Below are 19,190 nucleotides of genomic sequence, written 5' to 3' on the forward strand. Positions count from 1 at the left end.
TAACGGTTTCCGGCAAACACCTGAGGCCGTCTGAAAACTTGTTTCAGACGGCCTCAGGTGTTTTGCAAAGTTTCGGGCTTGTCCCGGGTATGACGAATATAAATAAATTCAGGACTACAACGGCTTTTTTGAAAAGGTCTCGGCTTGGTGTCGAGGCCGTGATTTTTCAACGGCCGCCGCTCCGGCTTTGTGCCAGCTTGTCTGCTTCGGCCAGCCGCGCCGCCGTGCCCACGTCCAGCCACAAGCCGGCGTGTTTTTCGCCGGATACCAGGCCGGCAGACATGGCTTCGCGCAGCAGCGGGGCGAGTTTGGCGGCTTGGCGCGGCGGTGTGTTGCGGAACAAATCGGGGTGGTAAACCCCCATGCCGCTGAACGTGAGCGCTTCTCCGGCCGCATCTGCCGATGCCACCGCACCGTTTTCCTGCAAAATAAAATCGCCTTTCGGATTGTGTTCGGGATTGGGCACAAGCCACAAATGCGCCAGTTTCTTTTGCTGCCGCAAGGTTCCGGCTGCTGCAAAGGCCGTCTGAAAATCAATATCGGTTAACACATCGCCGTTTACAACCAAAAACGGTTCGCCGCCCAGCAGCGGCAGCGCGGTGGCGATGCCGCCGGCGGTTTCCAAGCCGGTTTCGCCTTCGGGCGAATAGCGGATATTCACGCCGTAGGCGCCGCCCGTGCCCAAAGCCGCTTCGATTTGCGCGCCCAGCCAGGCATGGTTGATCACGATTTCGACTATGCCGGCGTTACGCAGGCGGCGCAAATGCCAGCCGATTAACGGTTCGCCCGCTACTTTCAACAAGGGCTTCGGGCAGGTGTCGGTGAGCGGGCGCATACGTTCGCCGCGCCCGGCCGCTAAAATCATGGCTTTCATAAGGTTTTACAGTTATTTTTTGAAGAAAAGCGGATTTTATAACAAAAGGAAGGGGGCTTTGGCAAAACCCCAGCCGTTTTCTGAAAAACACGGAGCGGGAATAACGGACTTGAAGTATTTCAGACGGCCAATTGTCAACAGACCCTAAGATATTTTTCAAAGCTTTATTTTTGTGATGCTTTTTGAATTTTGCAAAGGCAGCGGCCGATGGAAAGGGCAGGTTATTTTACTTGGAAACGCCCGCGTTTGATTTGCAGGCCGCCTTGCTGCAACTGTGCGGCCAGGCCGTGGTTGCGCAGGGCGTGGGTGAGGGCGACGGCGAGGCCGTCGGCGGCGTCGGCCTGCGGCGTGCCCGACAGGGCCAGCATCTGCACCACCATATGCTGCACCTGCTCTTTAGCGGCCTTGCCTTTGCCGACCACGGCCTGTTTGACTTGCAGGGCGGTGTATTCGAACGTGGGCAGGTTGTGCATCACCAGCGCCGCCAGCGCCGCGCCGCGCGCTTGGCCGAGCATCAGCGTAGAGGCGGGGTTGACGTTCACAAACACCTGCTCCACCGCCGCCTGCTGCGGGCGGTAGGCGGCGATGATTTCGTCGATATGCTTCACAATCACGGCGATGCGTTCGGCCAGCGGCGCGTTGGGCGGGGTTTTAATGCAGCCCGATGCCACATAGAAATGCTCGCGCCCGCGCACGTCGATAACGCCGAAGCCGGTAACGCGGCTGCCGGGGTCGATGCCGAGGATGCGGGTGGGGCGGGTGTTCATGTTTTCAGACGGCCTGTGGAAAGATGCGGATTATACAGGGATAAACGGCAGGCCGTCTGAAAAGGCTTTTTCAGACGGCCTGCGTTTTTTTTGAAACAGGCGCGGCGCCTAACTCGAACAGCTCACGCAAATGCCGCCGGCCCATTGGGGCGGCCGTTCGGCGAAGTCGGCAAATTCCCGCCGCGCTTCAAACGGGTTCTGCATGCAGCGGTGCAGGCGTTCGATTTCGCGGAAGTCGCCGTTTCTGGCTTGTTCGATGGCCTGTTCGAGCAGGTAGTTTCTCAATATATACAGCGGGTTGACGGCGTTCATGCGTTCGGCGCGCGCTTCGGGGCTGCTGTTTTCGGCGCGCAACCTGCCTCGGTAGCGTCCTATCCAGTGGATAAAGGCATCGGCGGGGCCTTGGAACAAATCCAGCAGGGCAGGCGGCAGCGGCTCATCGTGTGCGTTGCCGACGCATGATAAATGCCTGAAAAACAGGGTGAAATCTACTTTACGGCTTTGCAGGGCGGCAAACATGTCGCCGATGAGTTCGGCGTCGGTTTTTTCTGCGGTTTGCAGGCCGATTTTGGCGCGCATTTTGGCGGTATAGGCCGTCTGAAACGCTTCGGGAAAGCGTTCCAGCTCTTCGGTTAATGCACCCTCCGACACCAGCGGCAGCAGGCACGAGGCGAAGCGGCCCAGGTTCCAATGCGCAACATAGGGCTGTTCGTTGTAGGCGTAGCGCCCGCCGGAATCGGAATGGTTGCAGACGTGGCGGCGGTCGTAATGGTCGAGAAAGCCGAACGGGCCGTAATCTATGGTTAAGCCGAGTGCCGACATATTGTCGGTGTTCATCACGCCGTGGCAGAAGCCCACGCTCTGCCAGGCGGCTATCAGTTCGGCGGTGCGCTGCGAAACGGTTTGGAAAAATGCCAGATAAGGGTTGTCGGCTTCGCGGCATTCGGGGAAGTGGTGTTCGATTAAAAAGTCGGCCAACACGGGCAGGTTGTGGTGCCGGCCGGTGTGGTAGAGGTATTCGAAGTGGCCGAAACGAATAAAGCTCGGGGCAATACGCGTAACTACAGCGGCGGTTTCGGCTTCTTCGCGGTAAACCGCATCGTTGCTGCCGGTGAGCGCCAGTGCGCGCGTGGTGGCGATGCCTAGGCCGTGCATGGCTTCGGAGCAGAGGTATTCGCGTATGCTGGAGCGCAGCACCGCGCGGCCGTCGGCAAAGCGCGAATAAGGCGTTTTGCCCGCGCCTTTGAGCTGCCATTCCCAGCGCTGCCCGCCGCCGGTGCTGTCGCCCAGTAAAAGCGCGCGCCCGTCGCCGAGCTGGCGCACATACACGCCGAACTGGTGGCCGCTGTACACGGTGGCCACGGGCGCGGGGTCGTAGGCGGGGGCGCTGCCGGCGAGATAGAGCAGGTTGCCGGGGTTGTCGAAGATTTCAGACGGCCTCAAGCCCATTTCTGCCGCCAGCGCGTGGTTTTGCGCCACCCAATAAGGTTGGGCCAGCGGTTCGGGGCGGACGCGGCTGTAAAAGGTTCCGGGCAGCCGGGTAACGGCGGGCGCGGTTAGGGGGAGTGTGTGCGGCATGGTTTTTCCTTTTTATCGTTTGAGGCCGTCTGAAAAATATCGTGCGGCGTTTGTGCAGGCCCGGCGCTGCATTTCAGACGGCCTATCCTATATACAGCCTCTGCATCATTTCCGCAACCCTGCCGCCTGCGGGCCGAATTCCTATTGAAAACAAAGGCTCCGTCTTGCCCGATGTGCTATAATCCGCCGCTGTCTTACCCACATTACGGCAGAAAAATATTATGAAAAAACTGTTTACCCTTTCGATTTTATTGTTTTCTTCCCTAACCTGGGCGCAGCGCACCGTGCCGGCCGATATGGACGTGGCCGTGTTGAAGCAGGTGGCCTACCCGCAAATCGTGCTGAGCGACGGCGGCCTTTCTTGGTTGAAAATCCTCACGTTGGGCTGGCTCGACGGCAAGGCCGCCGCATTTGACACCGCCCCCGATTTGCGCATCAAAGACGAACGCAACCGTTTCATCGTGCGCGGCAAACTCACCGGCCACACCGGCAAAGCCGTGGCCGTACGCCGCAACGAAGCAGGCGGTATCAGCGAAATCTGGGTGCTCACCGATGCCGAAAAGCGGGCCTTCGAGCAGCGTGCCGCCCGCCAATAAACCATTTATCCGTTTGATATGAAAAAAGTATTTATCCGCACCTTCGGCTGTCAGATGAACGAATACGACAGCGAAAAAATGCTTTCCGTGCTCGCGGAAGGCGACGATTTGGTGCAAGTGAGTGAGGCCGAAGAGGCCGACATTATTCTGTTCAACACCTGCTCCGTGCGCGAAAAAGCGCAGGAAAAAGTGTTTTCGGATTTGGGCCGCGTCAAGCCCCTGAAAGCCAAAAACCCCAACCTGATTATCGGCGTGGGTGGCTGCGTGGCCTCGCAGGAAGGCGAGGCCATCGTGAAACGCGCGCCCTATGTGGACGTTGTGTTCGGCCCGCAAACCCTGCACCGCCTGCCGAAAATGATTATGGACAAAGAAACCACCGGCCTCTCGCAGGTGGATATTTCCTTCCCCGAAATCGAAAAATTCGACCACCTGCCGCCCGCGCGCGTCGAAGGCGGCTCAGCGTTCGTGTCGATTATGGAAGGCTGCTCGAAATATTGCAGCTTCTGCGTCGTGCCCTACACCCGGGGCGAAGAGTTCTCGCGCCCCTTAAACGACGTGCTCACTGAAATTGCCGGCCTGGCACAGCAGGGCGTGAAAGAAATCAATCTGTTGGGGCAAAACGTGAACGCCTACCGCGGTGCGATGGACGACGGCGAAATCTGCGACTTCGCCACCTTGCTGCGTATCGTGCACGAAATCCCCGGCATCGAGCGTATGCGCTTCACCACCAGCCACCCGCGCGAATTTTCTGATGCGATTATCGAGTGCTACCGCGATTTGCCCAAGCTGGTTTCGCACCTGCACCTGCCGATACAGAGCGGTTCCGACCGCGTGCTCTCGGCAATGAAACGCGGCTACACCGCGCTGGAATACAAATCCATCATCCGCAAACTGCGCGCCATCCGCCCCGATTTGTGTTTGAGTTCCGATTTTATCGTCGGTTTTCCCGGCGAAACCGAACGCGAGTTCGAGCAAACCTTGAAGCTCGTGAAAGACATCGCCTTCGATTTGAGCTTCGTATTCATTTACAGCCCGCGCCCCGGCACACCCGCCGCCAACCTGCCCGACGACACGCCGCACGAAGAAAAAGTGCGCCGTTTGGAAGCCTTGAACGAAGTAATCGAGGCCGAAACCGCCCGCATCAACCAAACTATGATCGGCACAGTGCAGCGCTGCCTAGTGGAAGGCATCTCCAAAAAAGACCCCGACCAGCTGCAGGCGCGTACCGCCAACAACCGCGTGGTGAATTTCACCGGCTCCGCCGACCTGATCAACCAAATGGTCGAGCTGGAAATCACGGAAGCCTACACGTTCTCGCTGCGCGGCGAATTGGTTTAAAAACCGGTTTAAAACGCTTGAAAGGCAACAGGCCGTCTGAATAAAGGTTTTCAGACGGCCTGTTGTCATTATAAAAAATATTCAGGGCCGGAGCCTTTGCAAATCATGTCTTGTTTGCGGCCGCCGGTTCGGTTTCGGCGGTTTCGGATGCCGGAACCTCCGCATTTTCTCCGCCGGTTTCTGTTTGGCCTGCTTCAGACGGCGCGGCAGAATCGTCGGCCAGCGGCGGCGGGGTAATCACGGGAGTGTCGCTCACGGGGGTTTGTTCGTCTAAATCGATATCCGGCTGCGAGGCGGCGACGGCATTTGCGGTAACGGCAGACGGAGGCTCGGAGGTTCCTTCTGCCGCAGCAGCGGTGCCGGCGGCCAGATAAGCCACGGTAACCGAGGCATTGCCGCGTTTGGTGAGCTGCTCCTGCAGGGTTTCTTTGCCCATCAGGGTGTGCGCGCCGCTGCTCAGGTGCCGGATAACTTTCTGATAGCTGCGGTTCAACTCGTCGACGGCGGCGGCGGTTTCTATGAAATGTTCGTCCACTTTGCGGCGGTATTGACCGAATTCCTGCATCAGCGTTTCGCGCTCTTTTTTATGCTGGCTGGCTTTCGGGCGCATCAGCAGCCACATCAGCAGCAGGCCGGCGGCAAAGCCGGTAACGGCGGCTAAAGCGAGTTGTGCTTCCCAGGGTAGCGTATTCATTTTGTTCTCCTTGTGTTCGGCGGCATAATCGGAAAACTGCCGACCGTATCTTACCAATGAAACGGGGGCGGGAACAATGGCGGGCACACAAACACAGGCCGAGACCTTTGCAAAATTCCTTTCAGCATCTCAAAACCTCTGCGTCATACCCGGGCTTGACCCGAGCATCTTTTTGTTTCAAAAGAATAATAGATACCCGGGTCAAGCCCGGGTATGACGAAACATAAATAAATTCAGGATTAAAACGTATTTTGCAAAGGTCTCAGGCCGTCTGAAAACAAATGTTTTTCAGACGGCCATGTGTTGCATGGCATGAACAGTGTTACAAACCTGCGGCGGCTTTCAGCACGGCGGCTTTGTCGGTGCGCTCCCAGGTGAATTCCGGCTCTTCGCGGCCGAAGTGGCCGTAGGCGGCGGATTTGCTGTAAATCGGGCGCAGCAGGTCGAGCATTTGGATAATGCCTTTGGGGCGCAGGTCGAAGTGTTCGCGCACGAGCCTGATCAGTTCGGCTTCGTTCAATTCGCCGGTGCCGAAGGTGTCTATGGCGATGGAGGTCGGCTCGGCGATGCCGATTGCGTAGGAAACCTGAATCTGGCATTGGCGTGCCAAGCCTGCTGCCACGATGTTTTTGGCAACATAACGGCAGGCATAGGCGGCGGAACGGTCGACTTTGGTGGGGTCTTTTCCGGAAAACGCACCGCCGCCGTGCGGGGCCGCACCGCCGTAGGTATCGACGATGATTTTACGGCCGGTCAGGCCGCAGTCGCCCTGCGGGCCGCCGATAACGAAGTTGCCGGTGGGGTTGATCAGGTATTTGGTTTCTTCGGTGAGCATTTCTTTGGGCAGCACGGGGAAGAGGATGTGTTCTTTCACGGCGGCAATCAAATCTTCGCGGCTGATGTCGGGATCGTGCTGGGTGGAGAGTACCACGGTGTCGATGCGTTTCACTTTGCCGGTTTCGCTGTCGTAAACGCAGGTGAGCTGGGCTTTGGCATCGGGGCGCAGCCACGGCAGGATGCCGCTTTTGCGCACTTCGCTCTGGCGCTGCATCAGGCGGTGGCTGTAGTAGATGGCAAACGGCATCAGCACGGGGGTTTCGTCGCAGGCGTAGCCGAACATCAGGCCCTGGTCGCCCGCGCCCTGGTTCAAATCTACGCCTTCGCCTTCGTTTACGCCTTGGGCGATGTCGGGCGACTGTTCTCCGTAGTTTAAAACCAGTTTGCAGGAATCGGCCGAAAAGCCCCATTCGGGGTTGTTGTAGCCGATGCGGGTGATGGTTTCGCGGGCAATCTGTTCGTAATCGACTTCGGCGGTGGTGGTGATTTCGCCGGCCAGCACGCACAAATCGGTGGCAACCAGGGTTTCGGCGGCCACGCGGCCTTTGGGGTCTTGCGCCAGAACGGCGTCTAAAACGGCGTCGGAAATCTGGTCGGCAACTTTATCGGGGTGGCCTTCGGACACGGATTCCGAAGTAAACACATATTCGCTCATGGTGGTTCTTTCGTAAAAGAAGCAAACCGGCGGCTTGCCGGTCTGCATGGCAGCTAAACGGTGCAAATTATAGCAGAGGCGGCGGACCGCTCCGGCCATACCTGCATGAATAATTCATCAGGCCGTATGAAAAGGGTTAATGGCTTTTGTGGCTGGTGCCGTAGAGCACTTTGTCGGTGTAGGCCATCGCCAGCGCCGAGGCCAGAAAGCCCAAGTGCAGCAAGAGCTGCCACATCATGGTTTTTTCGGGCAGGTTGCCGGCGTTCACAAAAGTTTGCAGCAGATGGATGGAAGAAATGCTGATAATCGACATCGACAGCTTCACTTTCAACACCGAGGCGTTTACATGGCTGAGCCATTCGGGTTCGTCTGGATGGCCCTCGGTGTGCAGTTTCGATACGAAAATTTCATAACCGCCCACAATCACCATCACCAAGAGGTTGGCAATCATCACCACGTCGATCAGGTTGAGAACCGCCAGCATGATGGTGTTGGCATCCATTTGGTTAAGGTTTGCAATCAGGTGCCACAGCGATTTGAGGAATTTGTAGGCATAAACCGCCTGCACTACAATCAGGCCGAGGTAAATCGGCAGTTGCAGCCAGCGGCTGGCGAAAATCATTTGGGCAATCCAAGAGGGCGGTTGGCTGTGCGGGGAAGGGGTCTGGTGGTGTTCCATGGTATTTCAAACGGAAAGTTGGCAAAAGTGCAGAAATTACCCTGTTTCGGTGCCGAGTTCAATATTTTCATCACAGGTGCGGCATGGCGGGCAGGCGCGGTTTTCCATTACAATGCTGCTTTTACCAACATTTACCGCCACCGCCATGCAAACTCTGGTTTTTCTGCTGTTCCGCCTGTTTGCCGCACTGCCGCTGCGCACGCTGCACGCCATAGGAAATGTGTCGGGCAGTTTGGGCTTTTATTTCGCCCGCAAAGACCGCGAAAGGATACGCAGCAATTTGCAGATTGCCGGCCTGAATGCAGACGATGCTGCCGTTAAAGCCGTGTTGCGGGAAACGGTCAAAGGCGGGCTGGAGCTGCCGGTGGCTTTTTTCAGACGGCCTGAGCAGGTGGCGGGGCTGTTCAGGGCCGCACACGGCTGGGAGCATATCCGGCAGGCGGTGGAAAACGGCGAGGGCCTGCTGCTTATCACGCCGCACATCGGCAGCTACGATATTGCGGGGCGCTACATCAGCGAGCAGTTGCCGTTTCCGCTCACCGCCATGTATAAGCCGCCGAAAATCAAAGCGTTCGACCAAGTGATGCAGGCCGGCCGCGTGCGCGGCAAAGGGCGCACCGCCCCCGCCAATATCCAAGGCGTAAAGCAGATTATCAAAGCCCTGCGCGCGGGCGAGGCCGCCATCGTTTTGCCCGATCATGTGCCCGATCCGCACGAAGGCGGCGAAGGTGTATGGGCCGGTTTTTTCGGCAAACCCGCCTACACCATGACGCTGGCGGGCAAGCTCGCCCAAGTGAAAGGCGTGAGGGCGTTGTTTTTTGTGGGCGAGCGCCTGCCCGAAGGGCAGGGCTTCGTGCTGCATATCGAGCCGTTGCAGGGCGGACTCAACGGCGATAAGGCTCACGATGCGCAAGTGATCAACAGCAATGTGGAATATTGGATCAAACGTTTTCCGCACCAATATCTGTTTGCCTACAACCGCTACAAACATCCGGCAGGGGCGCCTGAGCCGACCCCTGAAAGCTGAACAAACATTGTGTTTTAATGACAAACAAACCGCACCAGAGGCCGTCTGAAACCATGCCGAACCGTTTCAGACGGCCTTTTCCAACAGCGCGAAGCCTTCTGTTTTATTGCGCGGGCGGGCGCCTTCCCACAACAGGTTCCAGCCGTCGGGTATGGTGCTGCCTTTGGGCTGCTGCACCAGACGGTAGGTGCACGAAGCATCGTTCACGCGCAGCTTCAGCGTGCCGTATTGCTGCCACACGATGCGCGCGGTGGCGGCATCGGCATCCACGCTCACGCAGCTTGCACCTGCGGCCAGGGTGGTTTTCAGATTGGCAGGCAGCGACGCTTCCATTTGCCGTACCACTGGCGCATGGCTTTTGGCGGCATCAAGCCACGGCAGAAACAGTGTCATCATCAGCGCCCACACCAGCGTTACCCCTGCCGCCCAGTTGGTAACGGCCTGCCGGCCGCGGATATGCTTGCGCGTAATCGCCCATAACCATACAGGGGTGAACGATACGGCCACCAGCATGGGCATAATGTCGATATCGGGCGTGTAATACGGGCTGAAATAATGGGAACGCTCAGCCAGTTTCTCGGGCCAGCCGTAGTTCATGGCGAAAAAGCCCAGCCATAAAAACACCGCAAACAGACCGAAAGCCATAATGCCGAACCAGTTGATAAACGCCGCCGCTCCGCGCCGCAGGCCGTCGAGCTGTGCCGCACCGAGCAGCGCCAGCGGCGGCAGCAGCCAAACCAGATGGTCTTGGTAGCGGTGCGGGCTGAGCGTGAGCAGCACGGCGGCGGCGGCCAGCCAAGCCAGCGCAAGCACGCCCCAGCGTTGGCGGGAAAGCCGCATACGGGCGGCAGCCCATATTGCCAGCGGCCAGGCGGGAAAAGCAAACCACAACAGGTTTTTCAAATAATAAGGCAGCGAAAAGGCCGTCTGAAAACTCTGTGTGCCGCCGAACGCGCCGAACGCATGATAATGCAGCCAGATTTCAAAGGCCGCTGCATCGGTTTTAAACAGCGCAAACGGATACACCAGCATCACCGGCAGGGCAAATGCAAACGCTCCCACCAAAGCGAGGTAGTAGCGTTTGAACTGCCATTGCTGATGCATCGGCAGCACCAGTGCCGTCAGCATTAGCACGGCAGGCAGCAGCAGCCCGGCCGACACCGACAGCAGCACCCAGCCGCCGCCAAGCATCAGTGCGGCCGTAATTACGCGCGTCTGCGCCAGCGAAAAGCCATACAGGCACATGCCCAGCGCGGCAAAAACTACCGACTGCCCGCTGAGGAAATGCGCCATCGTAACCAGCCCCGTGCAGCCGATTAAAATCAGCGCCACGCTGCGCCCCTGATGGCGGCCCAAAAAGTGGAAACCTGCTCCGCCGCAGCACAGCAGGCCGACGGCGGTAAACAGCACGCTGGCAAAGCGGGCGGCAGAATAAGCATCGGCCGCCCACGGCGAGAGCAGCCGCCCGAACAGTGCCGCCGTCCACACATACACGGGAGATATGTTGAAATAAGGCCGGTCGAGCACGGTAGGCAGCCATGCGGAAGCACCGTTTGAAAACGCCTCTACGGCAGTGAAAACCGCAGGTTCGGCCGGGTTCCACAAGTCGCGCGAAAAAATACCCGGCCACAGCCAGGCAAATGCCAGCAACAGCAGCAGCCAAGGTTTTTCGCGGATGGGGGAGGGCGGGCGGGATCCGGGCGGGGTGTAGGTCAGCATGGGGCGGAAAATGAAAAGTCAAACGGGTTTAAGTGTAACAAATAAAGATGCAGTATAGGGAGCCGTTATGAAGATGGCGGCTTTGGCAAAGGTTGCAGTCTGCTTAGGCCGTCTGAAATACCCGTTGTTCCGCCCAAGCCCGCTAAACCGTTTTGGAATATTGTGCCGTGGTTTCTTTATGGCGCAAATGGTAATCGAACACCATGGCGATGTTGCGGATTAAAAACCGCCCTTTCGGTGTAACCTGCAGGCCGTGCGGCTTGAGTACCAGCAGGCCGAGGCCGGCCAGTTGCTGCAAATCCGCCAGCTCGGTTTGGAAATAGTGTGCGAACGAGATGCCGAACACGCTTTCATATACCCGGAAATCCAATGCGAAACGGCACATCAGATCTTGAATGATGTTGCGCCGCAGCAGGTCGTCCCGATTGAGGCGGTAGCCGCGCATTACGGGCAGGCGGCCGGCGTCGATGGCGGCGTAGTAAGCATCGATATCGCGCTCGTTCTGCACATAGACATTGGCGATTTTGCCGATAGACGATACGCCCAAGGCAATCAGATCGCAGTCGGCATAAGTGGAATAGCCTTGGAAATTGCGTTGCAGCCAGCCTTCTTTCAAGGCCAGCGAGAGTTCGTCTTCAGGTTTGGCGAAATGATCCATACCGATAAACACATAACCGCGGGCGGTGAGCGTTTGCACGGCGTATTGCAGAATATCAAGTTTTTCTTCACTACCGGGAACGGCAGCGGTGTCGATGCGGCGCTGCGGTTTGAAAATATGCGGCAGATGGGCGTAGTGGTAAAGCGCCAGTCGGTCGGGGTCGAGCGAAAGCACGGTGTCGAGGGTGGGTTTGATGCTCTCGAGCGATTGGTGCGGCAGGCCGTAAATCAGATCCACACTCACCGATTTGAATCCCGCTTCGCGTGCAGCCTCAACCACTTCGCGCGTTTCTTCAACGGTTTGTACGCGGTTGACCGCTTCCTGCACTTTCGGGTCGAAGTCTTGAATGCCCACGCTCATGCGGTTAAAACCCAGCCTGCCCAAATGCAGCACGGTTTCGCGGCTGACTTTGCGCGGATCGATTTCTATCGAGTATTCCCCGCCGGGAACCAAATCGAAATAGCGCCGTATCATTGCAAAAACGCGCTCAAGCTGCCCGTTGCTCAAAAACGTGGGTGTGCCGCCGCCGAAATGCAGCTGCGCCAACTGATGGCGGCCGTCCAGATGCGGGGCGAGCAGCGCCATTTCTTTTTCGAGATATTCGATGTAGGCATCGGCGCGGGCTTTGTCTTTCGTGATGATTTTATTGCAGCCGCAGTAATAGCAGATGGTATTGCAGAAAGGAATATGGATATAAAGCGACAAGGGCTTGTTTAAAGCCCCCGCATGGCGCATATCGAGCGATTCGATATAGTCGGTTTCGCCAAAGCCGCCGTGAAAGCGGTCGGCGGTAGGATAAGAAGTGTAGCGGGGGCCGCTGGAGGGCAGCGAAGCAATCAGCCCGCGGTCGAATTCAGGCTCAGTGTTGTTGTGTATCTTTATGATTTTCATTAAATAATTTTCTTGATTCGGAATGGATAGGCAAACCAAAGGTAGTTTGATAGAATACCTGCACTATCATAAACAAGCCTTGACTGGAGTCAATAGTCCTTAAGTCGCGGCTTAACTATATAAAAGTTGCTCAGAAGAAAAGGTGCCTGCCATGCCTGCACACACTGCCCAACATCAGATGAAAACGCTGTGTTCGACGTGTTCCTTACGCGAACTGTGCCTTCCCGTGGGGCTGATGCCGACCGAATTTGCCCAATTGGATGCCGTCATCCGCCAAAGCCGCCGTTTGAAAAAAGGCGAATACCTCTTTCGTGCGGGCGAGCCGTTTACCTCGCTGTTTGCCATCCGCACGGGTTTTTTTAAAACCACCATCGCCAGCCAGGACGGGCGCGACCAAGTAACCGGTTTTTTCATGTCGGGCGAACTGATCGGTATGGACGGCATCTGCACACATGCCCACAGTTGCGATGCCGTCGCCTTGGAAGACAGCGAAGTGTGCGAGCTGCCGTTTTCGCACATGGAAGAGTTGGGACAGAATATTCCCAGCTTGCAAAACCATTTTTTCCGCCTGATGAGCCGCGAAATCGTGCGCGACCAAGGCGTGATGCTGCTGCTGGGCAATATGCGCGCCGAAGAGCGGTTGGCGGCTTTTCTGCTCAACCTGTCCAACCGCCTGTATGCCCGCGGTTTTGCCGCCAATGATTTTATTTTACGGATGTCGCGCGAGGAAATCGGCAGCTATTTGGGGCTGAAACTGGAAACCGTCAGCCGAACCTTGTCGAAATTTCATCACGAAGGGCTGATTTTGGTTGAACACAAGCATATTAAAATCTTAGCACCGCAGACTTTGAAGAAAATGGTTTCCGGCTGCGAGCACGCCGTATAACTATTTGAAAATCAAGCAGGCCGTCTGAAAAAATATTTTTCAGACGGCCTTAAACATTCTCTGTTCGGTTTAGATGGAAAAATCTTCTTCAATCGGTTCGTATAACATTTTGTCAATCTGCGTGCGGGTGAGTTTGGGCGCAAACAGAGTAATAAAATCATAAGTATAGCCGCGCAGATAAGTGTCCGGCCGCAGCGCGATGTAAGTGTGGGAAGGCTCGAACAAATGCGAGGCGTCGATCAAGTGAAGATCGCCGTCGGTTTTGGCATCGTAAGCCATTTTTGCCATCAGGCCCACGCCTAAGCCCAGCCGTACATAAGTTTTCAACACATCAGTGTCGGCCGACGACAACGCCACAGTAGGCAAGGCTAGGCGGGCTTTCTGAAATGCACGGGCAATATTGTTGCTGTGATTAAGGGCGAATTCATAAGTTACCAGTGGAAAAGCTGCCAAATCTTCAATCGCCAACGGATGGCGGCAGTCTAAAAGAGGATGATCATCCGGTACGATTACCGCATGTGCCCATGTTTCACAAGGCAGTCTGCGAAGCCCTCCGTTTTCCTCCGGCGTTTCGGTTGCAATGGCGAAATCCGCTTCTCCGTTTGCCACCATTTGGGCCAGCGCATCAGGGCTGCCCTGTTTGATACTCAACTGCACTTTAGGGTAACGCCGAACAAATTCCGCCACAATGGCCGGCAGCGCATAACGCGCCTGCGTGTGGGTAGTGGCAATAGTCAGAAAGCCGCTGTCGTGCTCGGTAAACTCGCTGCCGATATTCTTAATATTCTGCACATCGCGCAAAATCCGTTCGGCCAACTCCAGAACCGCCTTGCCCGGTTGCGAAACCGAGACCACGCGTTTGCCGCTGCGGATAAATATCTGTACCCCCAACTCTTCTTCCAACAATCTGATTTGTTTGGAAATACCCGGTTGTGAAGTAAACAGGGCTTCGGCGGCTTCAGATACGTTCAGATTATGGCGGTAAACTTCGAGCGCGTAACGTAATTGCTGTAATTTCATCTTAAAAATTAAAAAAGCCAAACGGAGGGGATTTGTGGATTCTTTACGGCAGATACCCGGCAATGTAGCACACTTTGACAGAATCTGCCTGATTGTCTCAGTGTTGTAGTTAAGATTTTGTTTTTCAATAAACAGTCTGTTGTTGATATTGATAAGTCATGGCTGCTGTATGGTGCCGGTTGTTGTTTCTGTGCAACGGGTTTTGTCTGCAAGTGCCGTTTTGTTCGTTAATACATGACACAGGGTTGATTTTTCGGCATGATTCAGAAACAGGAAGCGGGTCTTTGCCGTTGTGTACGGAGCAGTTGTGTATTGACAGTTTGCCCTCCGTTTCTTTATAGTGCAGGCTGATATATCCGATTTGCCGCCGTTTACGACAGTGGCCTGTATATTGGTGATTTGCAGCGGTTACGCTCTGCGCCCGTTGTATAACAATCTTTGATGAGGGAATAAAATGACCAAACAGCTGAAATTAAGCGCCTTGTTTGTTGCCTTGGCCGCTTCAGGTACCGCAATGGCCGCCAGCGAGGCGCATACCAAACACGGTTATACCGTTGACCGCGAACAAACCGTAGTACGTAACAACTACGGCGAGTGCTGGAAAAATACCTATTTCGATAAAGAAACCCAAGGCCGTATTGAGTGTGGCGATGCTACTCCCGTAGCTACCGCCCCCCAATATGCCGATGAAACCGTTTCTCTGTCTGCCAACACTCTGTTCGGTTTCGATAAAGACAACCTGCGTCCCGAAGCTACCGAAACCCTGAATGCTTTGGCACAACGTTTGAGCAACACCAATGTTGAAGCTGTTCGCGTTGAAGGGCATACCGACTTTATGGGTTCCGAGCAATACAACCAAGCCCTGTCTGAGCGTCGTGCCAACGCCGTTGCCAACTACTTGGTGGGTCAAGGCGTTGCTTCCAACAAGATTTCTGCCGTTGGTTTGGGCGAATCTCAAGCCCGCATGACTGCTTCTTGCGAAGCCGAAGTTGCCAACTTGGGCAAAAAAGTTTCTAAAGCTAAGAAACGCGCTGCTCTGATTGCTTGTATCGAACCCGACCGTCGTGTAGATGTTAAGATCCGCACTTTGGTAACCAAACAGGTTGCTCCGGGTCAGGTTGAGGGTGAGCGTCCCGCTACCGAAGAAGGTTGGGTTCCCAGCCCCGCTTCTAAATACCACGGTTATACCCGCCCATAATCAACTTATATTAAGGTTGAAGAACACAAAACCCCGCTTTGGCGGGGTTTTGTGTTGAAAGGATGTAGTCAGCTATCGGAAAATAAAGTTATATAGTGGTTTAAATTTAAAACAGTACAGCGTTGCCTTGCTTTAGTTCAAAGAGAACAGTTTTGTAAACTGCTGAAGCGGTAACAGAATCGGTTCCGTACTATCTGTACTGTCTGCGGCTTCGTATCCTTGTCTTTTTTTAAATTTAAGCCGCTATACCATTTCATGGTCAACGGCTTTGAATTTCCGTTTATGCGGGAAGGGCAATCCCTTTAAAGCTTCTGAGTTTTGTAAAAGTTTCGTCCCGACAAAATATCCTATGAAAGAGTTTGATTTTATTCGTCGCTATTTACAACGGGTGCAAGCTGATGAAGACGTATTGCTGGGAATAGGCGACGATGCGGCTATCATTTGCCCGCGTGCAGGGTATGATTTATGTTTAAGTAGCGATATGCTACTTAAAAACAAACATTTTTTTGAGAGTGTCGCCCCTGCTGATTTGGCGTATAAAGTATTGGCGGTGAATATTTCGGATATGGCGGCAATGGGTGCTGCTCCGCGCTGGGCGTTGTTGAGTGCCGGGCTGCCGCAATTACGGGAAAGCTGGTTGGCCGAATTTTGCGACAGTTTGTTTGCGTTGGCACGGCGTTTCGGCGTAACGCTGATTGGCGGCGACACCACCAAGGGCGATTTGGTATTTAATGTTACAATTGTCGGCGAGCTGCCGCAGGGTAGGGCGTTGCGGCGGGATGCCGCGCAAATAGGCGATGATGTGTGGGTATCGGGGCGGTTGGGTTTGGCTGCCGCCGCATTGCACCATCATTGGCAAACGTTTACTTTGCCCGACGCGGTTTTTGATTTATGCGAACAGGTGCGGCTGAGGCCGGATCCGAGAGTGGCTTTGGGTCAGGCTTTGCTGCCGTTTGCTCGGGCGGCGCAAGATATTTCAGACGGCCTGGCGCAGGATTTGGGGCATATTTTGCAAGCCTCGGGTGTGGGTGCAGAGATTTTTGCCGAAGAAGTGCCCACCTTGCCGCAGTTGCGCGATAACTTGGATAAAACGGCTTTATACGGCTGCGTGCTGGCGGGAGGGGACGATTATGAGCTGGTGTTTACCGCGCCCCAATCGTGCCGCGCTGCCGTGCTTGAAGCAGGCAGGGCAAGCGCTACACTGGTAACGCGTATCGGCAGAATAACGGAAGGCTGCGGCCGTCTGAATATTTCAGACGCTGCCGGCAGGCCGGTTGTGTTGGCTTCTTTAGGATTCGATCATTTTGAGTGATTTCAAACCTACTTTTTCATGGCTGAAATCGCGGCCGTTGTGTTTGCTCGGTTTCGGTTTCGGCAGCGGGTTGGCTTCGGTGGCTCCGGGCACGTTCGGCACGCTGCCTGCGCTGCCGATAGCGTTTGTTTTGTATTTAATCGGCATCACGGGCTGGTGGCTGGCGGCGTTGTGCGTTATCCTTTTTGTGTGGGGTATACGGATTTGCAGCCATACCGAGCGCGAACTCGGTATTCAGGATTACGGCGGCATTGTGTGGGACGAAATCGTTGCCATGCTGCTGGTGCTTGCATTCGTGCCGTTTCATTGGGCGTGGTGGCTGGCTGCGTTTGCCGTGTTCCGCCTGTTTGATGCACTCAAGCCTTGGCCGATAAAGTGGCTGGATAAGCGTGTACGCGGCGGTTTGGGCATTATGCTCGACGATGCGGTGGCCGCCGGTTTTACTTTGCTGGTGCTGCATATTGCCGCATGGGTGTGGTAACACAAAAATATAGGCCGTCTGAACATAACCATACGGAAAGTTGTATTATGAACGAAATCGAAATCATCGTAGAGCCGAGTTTTTCGGCGGAACAAAGCAATATCGCTAAAGATAAATATGTGTTCAGCTACGATATTACCATCCGCAACAACAGCGATGAGGTGATTACCCTGCGCAACCGCCATTGGCGGATTACCGATGCGCATGGTGAAGTGGAAAAAGTGTCGGGTGTGGGCGTGGTAGGCGAGCAGCCCGTGCTGTACCCCGGTGAAGATTATTATTACAGCAGCGGTGCGCATCTCAACACCCCGTGGGGCTGCATGGAAGGCAGTTATGAGTTTGAAGACAGCTACGGCGAACGGTTTTCGGTGCCGATTCCCAAGTTTGATTTAAGGGCGGATGTGGTGGTGCATTAACCGTTTGCCTGCCCGATACCGTTTGTTTGCATTTGAGGCCGTCTGAATATTTTTCAGACGGCCTCAGTGTAAACGGGGTTTTGAAGCGGGTTAACCCCTGCTTGCAATTCTTTACGCCTTGTGCTGAAATGCCGAGCATCAAAACTAAAGTGTCAATAATCAGGAGTTAACATGGAAGCCTTGCATAGTTTTTTTGATACTGTAGGCGGATGGGTTTGGGGGCCGGTGATGCTGGTGCTGCTTGTCGGCACCGGCGTGCTGCTCACCGTGCTGCTTAAGGGTTTGCAGTTCAGCATGTTGGGTTATGCGCTCAAACAGGCTTTTATGCCGCACCACAAAAAAAGCGACGGCAGCGACCACGACGGTGATATTTCGCACTTCGGCGCATTGATGACCGCGCTTTCGGCCACCATCGGCACGGGCAATATCGCCGGTGTAGCCACTGCCGTGGTGGCGGGCGGCCCCGGGGCGGTGTTTTGGATGTGGGTTACCGCCATTTTCGGCATGGCCACCAAATACGGTGAGGGTGTGTTGGCGGTAAAATACCGTGTGGTCAACAAAAAAGGCGAAATGTCGGGCGGCCCGATGTATTACATCGAACGCGGCTTGGGCAGCAAATGGAAATGGCTGGCCTATGCTTTTGCCCTGTTCGGCACGGTGGCCTCGTTCGGTATCGGCAGCTCGGTGCAGTCGAATTCTGTGGCACAGGCCGTGTATTCCAGCTTCAATATCGATACTGTTTACACCGGTGTGGCATTGACTGTGCTGACTGCTATCGTGGTGTTGGGCGGCATCCGCAGCATTGCCAAGGCTTCTTCACTGATTGTGCCGGCCATGGCCGTATTTTATGTGGCGGGCGGATTGGTGATTATTTTTGCCAATATCGATTTGGTGGTGCCTGTTGTGAAACTGATTCTCTCAGATGCCTTTACCGGCCAAGCCGTTGCAGGGGGCGCAATCGGCAGCGTTATCCGTTACGGGGTGGCACGCGGCGTATTTTCCAACGAAGCAGGCATGGGTTCTGCACCGATTGCGGCGGCTGCTGCCAAAACCGACCACCCGGTGCGTCAGGCCTTGGTGTCGATGACAGGCACCTTTCTCGACACCATCGTCGTATGTTCGATTACCGGCATCGTGCTGGTGATGGGGCTGATCGGTGCAGGCGGTGAATTCGTGAAGCCCGAAATCACCGGAGCGGCGCTCACCACTTCCACTTTCGACCGCCTGTTGCCCGGTCCCGGAGGCTGGGTGGTAACCATAGGTCTGATATTTTTTGCCTACTCGACTATTTTGGGTTGGTGCTACTACGGTGAAAAATGCGCGGCCTATGTGTTTGGCGACGGTTTTACCAATGTCTACCGCGTGGTTTACGTTGCCGCCGTGATGCTCGGCACGGTAGTCAGCTTGGACTTGGTCTGGTTGGCGGCAGATACCTTCAACGGCTTGATGGCCATCCCCAACTTGATTGCATTGGTTTTGCTCTCCGGTGTGATTGTGAAAGAAACTCAAGATTTCAAAGCCAGGCGCAAGAGCGGCGAGCTGCCTTAAACTGCAGAATGTTTTT

The 19,190-nt window shown here is 55.4% G+C and carries 18 protein-coding genes; 9 read left to right on the forward strand and 9 right to left on the reverse strand.

Annotation, left to right across the window (positions count from 1 at the left end; genetic code table 11):
- Positions 1–166: 166 nt before the first annotated feature.
- The 3 genes from murU to Q3970_RS05350 form a co-directional block, all read right to left on the reverse strand.
- A complete protein-coding gene (gene murU / locus Q3970_RS05340) occupies positions 167–874 on the reverse strand; it encodes an N-acetylmuramate alpha-1-phosphate uridylyltransferase MurU (RefSeq protein ID WP_303099566.1) in 708 nt (235 codons plus the stop codon).
- 221 nt (positions 875–1,095) lie between these two features.
- Positions 1,096–1,641: a crossover junction endodeoxyribonuclease RuvC gene (ruvC, locus tag Q3970_RS05345; RefSeq protein ID WP_303099567.1), complete on the reverse strand. Its 546-nt coding sequence runs from the start codon at positions 1,639–1,641 to the stop codon at positions 1,096–1,098.
- A 108-nt stretch (positions 1,642–1,749) separates the two neighbouring features.
- Complete coding sequence (locus tag Q3970_RS05350) at positions 1,750–3,219, reverse strand: YdiU family protein (protein ID WP_303099568.1); 1,470 nt, start codon at positions 3,217–3,219, stop codon at positions 1,750–1,752.
- Positions 3,220–3,440: 221 nt separating this feature from the next.
- Between Q3970_RS05350 and Q3970_RS05355 the strand changes: the two genes are divergently transcribed.
- Positions 3,441–3,815 carry a hypothetical protein gene (locus Q3970_RS05355; protein WP_303099569.1) on the forward strand — a complete coding sequence of 125 codons (375 nt, stop codon included), beginning with the start codon at positions 3,441–3,443 and terminating at the stop codon, positions 3,813–3,815.
- Between the two features lie 18 nt (positions 3,816–3,833).
- A complete protein-coding gene (gene miaB / locus Q3970_RS05360; RefSeq protein WP_303099570.1) occupies positions 3,834–5,153 on the forward strand; it encodes a tRNA (N6-isopentenyl adenosine(37)-C2)-methylthiotransferase MiaB in 1,320 nt (439 codons plus the stop codon).
- A gap of 103 nt (positions 5,154–5,256) precedes the next feature.
- Here miaB and Q3970_RS05365 read toward each other — a convergent pair whose 3' ends face one another.
- The 3 genes from Q3970_RS05365 to Q3970_RS05375 form a co-directional block, all read right to left on the reverse strand.
- Positions 5,257–5,847 (reverse strand): YhcB family protein, encoded by a 591-nt coding sequence (locus Q3970_RS05365; RefSeq protein ID WP_303099571.1) that lies wholly within the window; start codon positions 5,845–5,847, stop codon positions 5,257–5,259.
- A 322-nt stretch (positions 5,848–6,169) separates the two neighbouring features.
- Positions 6,170–7,339 (reverse strand): methionine adenosyltransferase, encoded by a 1,170-nt coding sequence (gene metK, locus Q3970_RS05370; protein ID WP_303099572.1) that lies wholly within the window; start codon positions 7,337–7,339, stop codon positions 6,170–6,172.
- Positions 7,340–7,475: 136 nt separating this feature from the next.
- On the reverse strand, positions 7,476–8,018 hold the full coding sequence (locus Q3970_RS05375; RefSeq protein ID WP_303099573.1) for a TIGR00645 family protein: 543 nt from the start codon (positions 8,016–8,018) through the stop codon (positions 7,476–7,478).
- A 145-nt stretch (positions 8,019–8,163) separates the two neighbouring features.
- On the opposite strand from Q3970_RS05375, the gene Q3970_RS05380 reads away from it, so the two are divergent.
- Positions 8,164–9,045 (forward strand): lysophospholipid acyltransferase family protein, encoded by an 882-nt coding sequence (locus tag Q3970_RS05380; RefSeq protein WP_303099574.1) that lies wholly within the window; start codon positions 8,164–8,166, stop codon positions 9,043–9,045.
- Positions 9,046–9,111: 66 nt separating this feature from the next.
- Here the strand turns inward: Q3970_RS05380 and Q3970_RS05385 are convergent, their stop codons facing one another.
- Positions 9,112–10,764: a glycosyltransferase family 39 protein gene (locus tag Q3970_RS05385; RefSeq protein WP_303099575.1), complete on the reverse strand. Its 1,653-nt coding sequence runs from the start codon at positions 10,762–10,764 to the stop codon at positions 9,112–9,114.
- Positions 10,765–10,906: 142 nt separating this feature from the next.
- Entirely contained in the window at positions 10,907–12,313 is a 1,407-nt protein-coding gene (hemN, locus tag Q3970_RS05390; RefSeq protein WP_303099576.1) for an oxygen-independent coproporphyrinogen III oxidase, read from the reverse strand.
- Between the two features lie 151 nt (positions 12,314–12,464).
- Between hemN and fnr the strand changes: the two genes are divergently transcribed.
- Positions 12,465–13,199: a fumarate/nitrate reduction transcriptional regulator Fnr gene (gene fnr / locus Q3970_RS05395; RefSeq protein ID WP_303099577.1), complete on the forward strand. Its 735-nt coding sequence runs from the start codon at positions 12,465–12,467 to the stop codon at positions 13,197–13,199.
- A gap of 69 nt (positions 13,200–13,268) precedes the next feature.
- On the opposite strand, the gene Q3970_RS05400 is transcribed toward fnr, so the two are convergent.
- Entirely contained in the window at positions 13,269–14,219 is a 951-nt protein-coding gene (locus tag Q3970_RS05400) for a CysB family HTH-type transcriptional regulator (RefSeq protein WP_303099578.1), read from the reverse strand.
- Positions 14,220–14,673: 454 nt separating this feature from the next.
- On the opposite strand from Q3970_RS05400, the gene Q3970_RS05405 reads away from it, so the two are divergent.
- From Q3970_RS05405 to Q3970_RS05425, 5 genes are all read left to right on the forward strand, one after another.
- On the forward strand, positions 14,674–15,417 hold the full coding sequence (locus Q3970_RS05405; RefSeq protein ID WP_303099579.1) for an OmpA family protein: 744 nt from the start codon (positions 14,674–14,676) through the stop codon (positions 15,415–15,417).
- 349 nt (positions 15,418–15,766) lie between these two features.
- Positions 15,767–16,729 (forward strand): thiamine-phosphate kinase, encoded by a 963-nt coding sequence (gene thiL, locus Q3970_RS05410; RefSeq protein ID WP_303099580.1) that lies wholly within the window; start codon positions 15,767–15,769, stop codon positions 16,727–16,729.
- On the forward strand, positions 16,722–17,210 hold the full coding sequence (locus Q3970_RS05415; RefSeq protein ID WP_303099581.1) for a phosphatidylglycerophosphatase A: 489 nt from the start codon (positions 16,722–16,724) through the stop codon (positions 17,208–17,210). The genes thiL and Q3970_RS05415 overlap by 8 nt, the downstream gene beginning before the upstream one ends.
- Positions 17,211–17,257: 47 nt before the next feature.
- On the forward strand, positions 17,258–17,626 hold the full coding sequence (gene apaG / locus Q3970_RS05420) for a Co2+/Mg2+ efflux protein ApaG (protein WP_085366455.1): 369 nt from the start codon (positions 17,258–17,260) through the stop codon (positions 17,624–17,626).
- 171 nt (positions 17,627–17,797) lie between these two features.
- Positions 17,798–19,174, forward strand: a complete 1,377-nt coding sequence (locus Q3970_RS05425; RefSeq protein WP_303099582.1) for a sodium:alanine symporter family protein — start codon at positions 17,798–17,800, stop codon at positions 19,172–19,174.
- Positions 19,175–19,190: the final 16 nt, after the last annotated feature.

The sequence above is a fragment of the Neisseria sp. genome (assembly GCF_030530745.1).
In the GTDB taxonomy this organism is placed as follows: Bacteria; Pseudomonadota; Gammaproteobacteria; order Burkholderiales; family Neisseriaceae; genus Neisseria.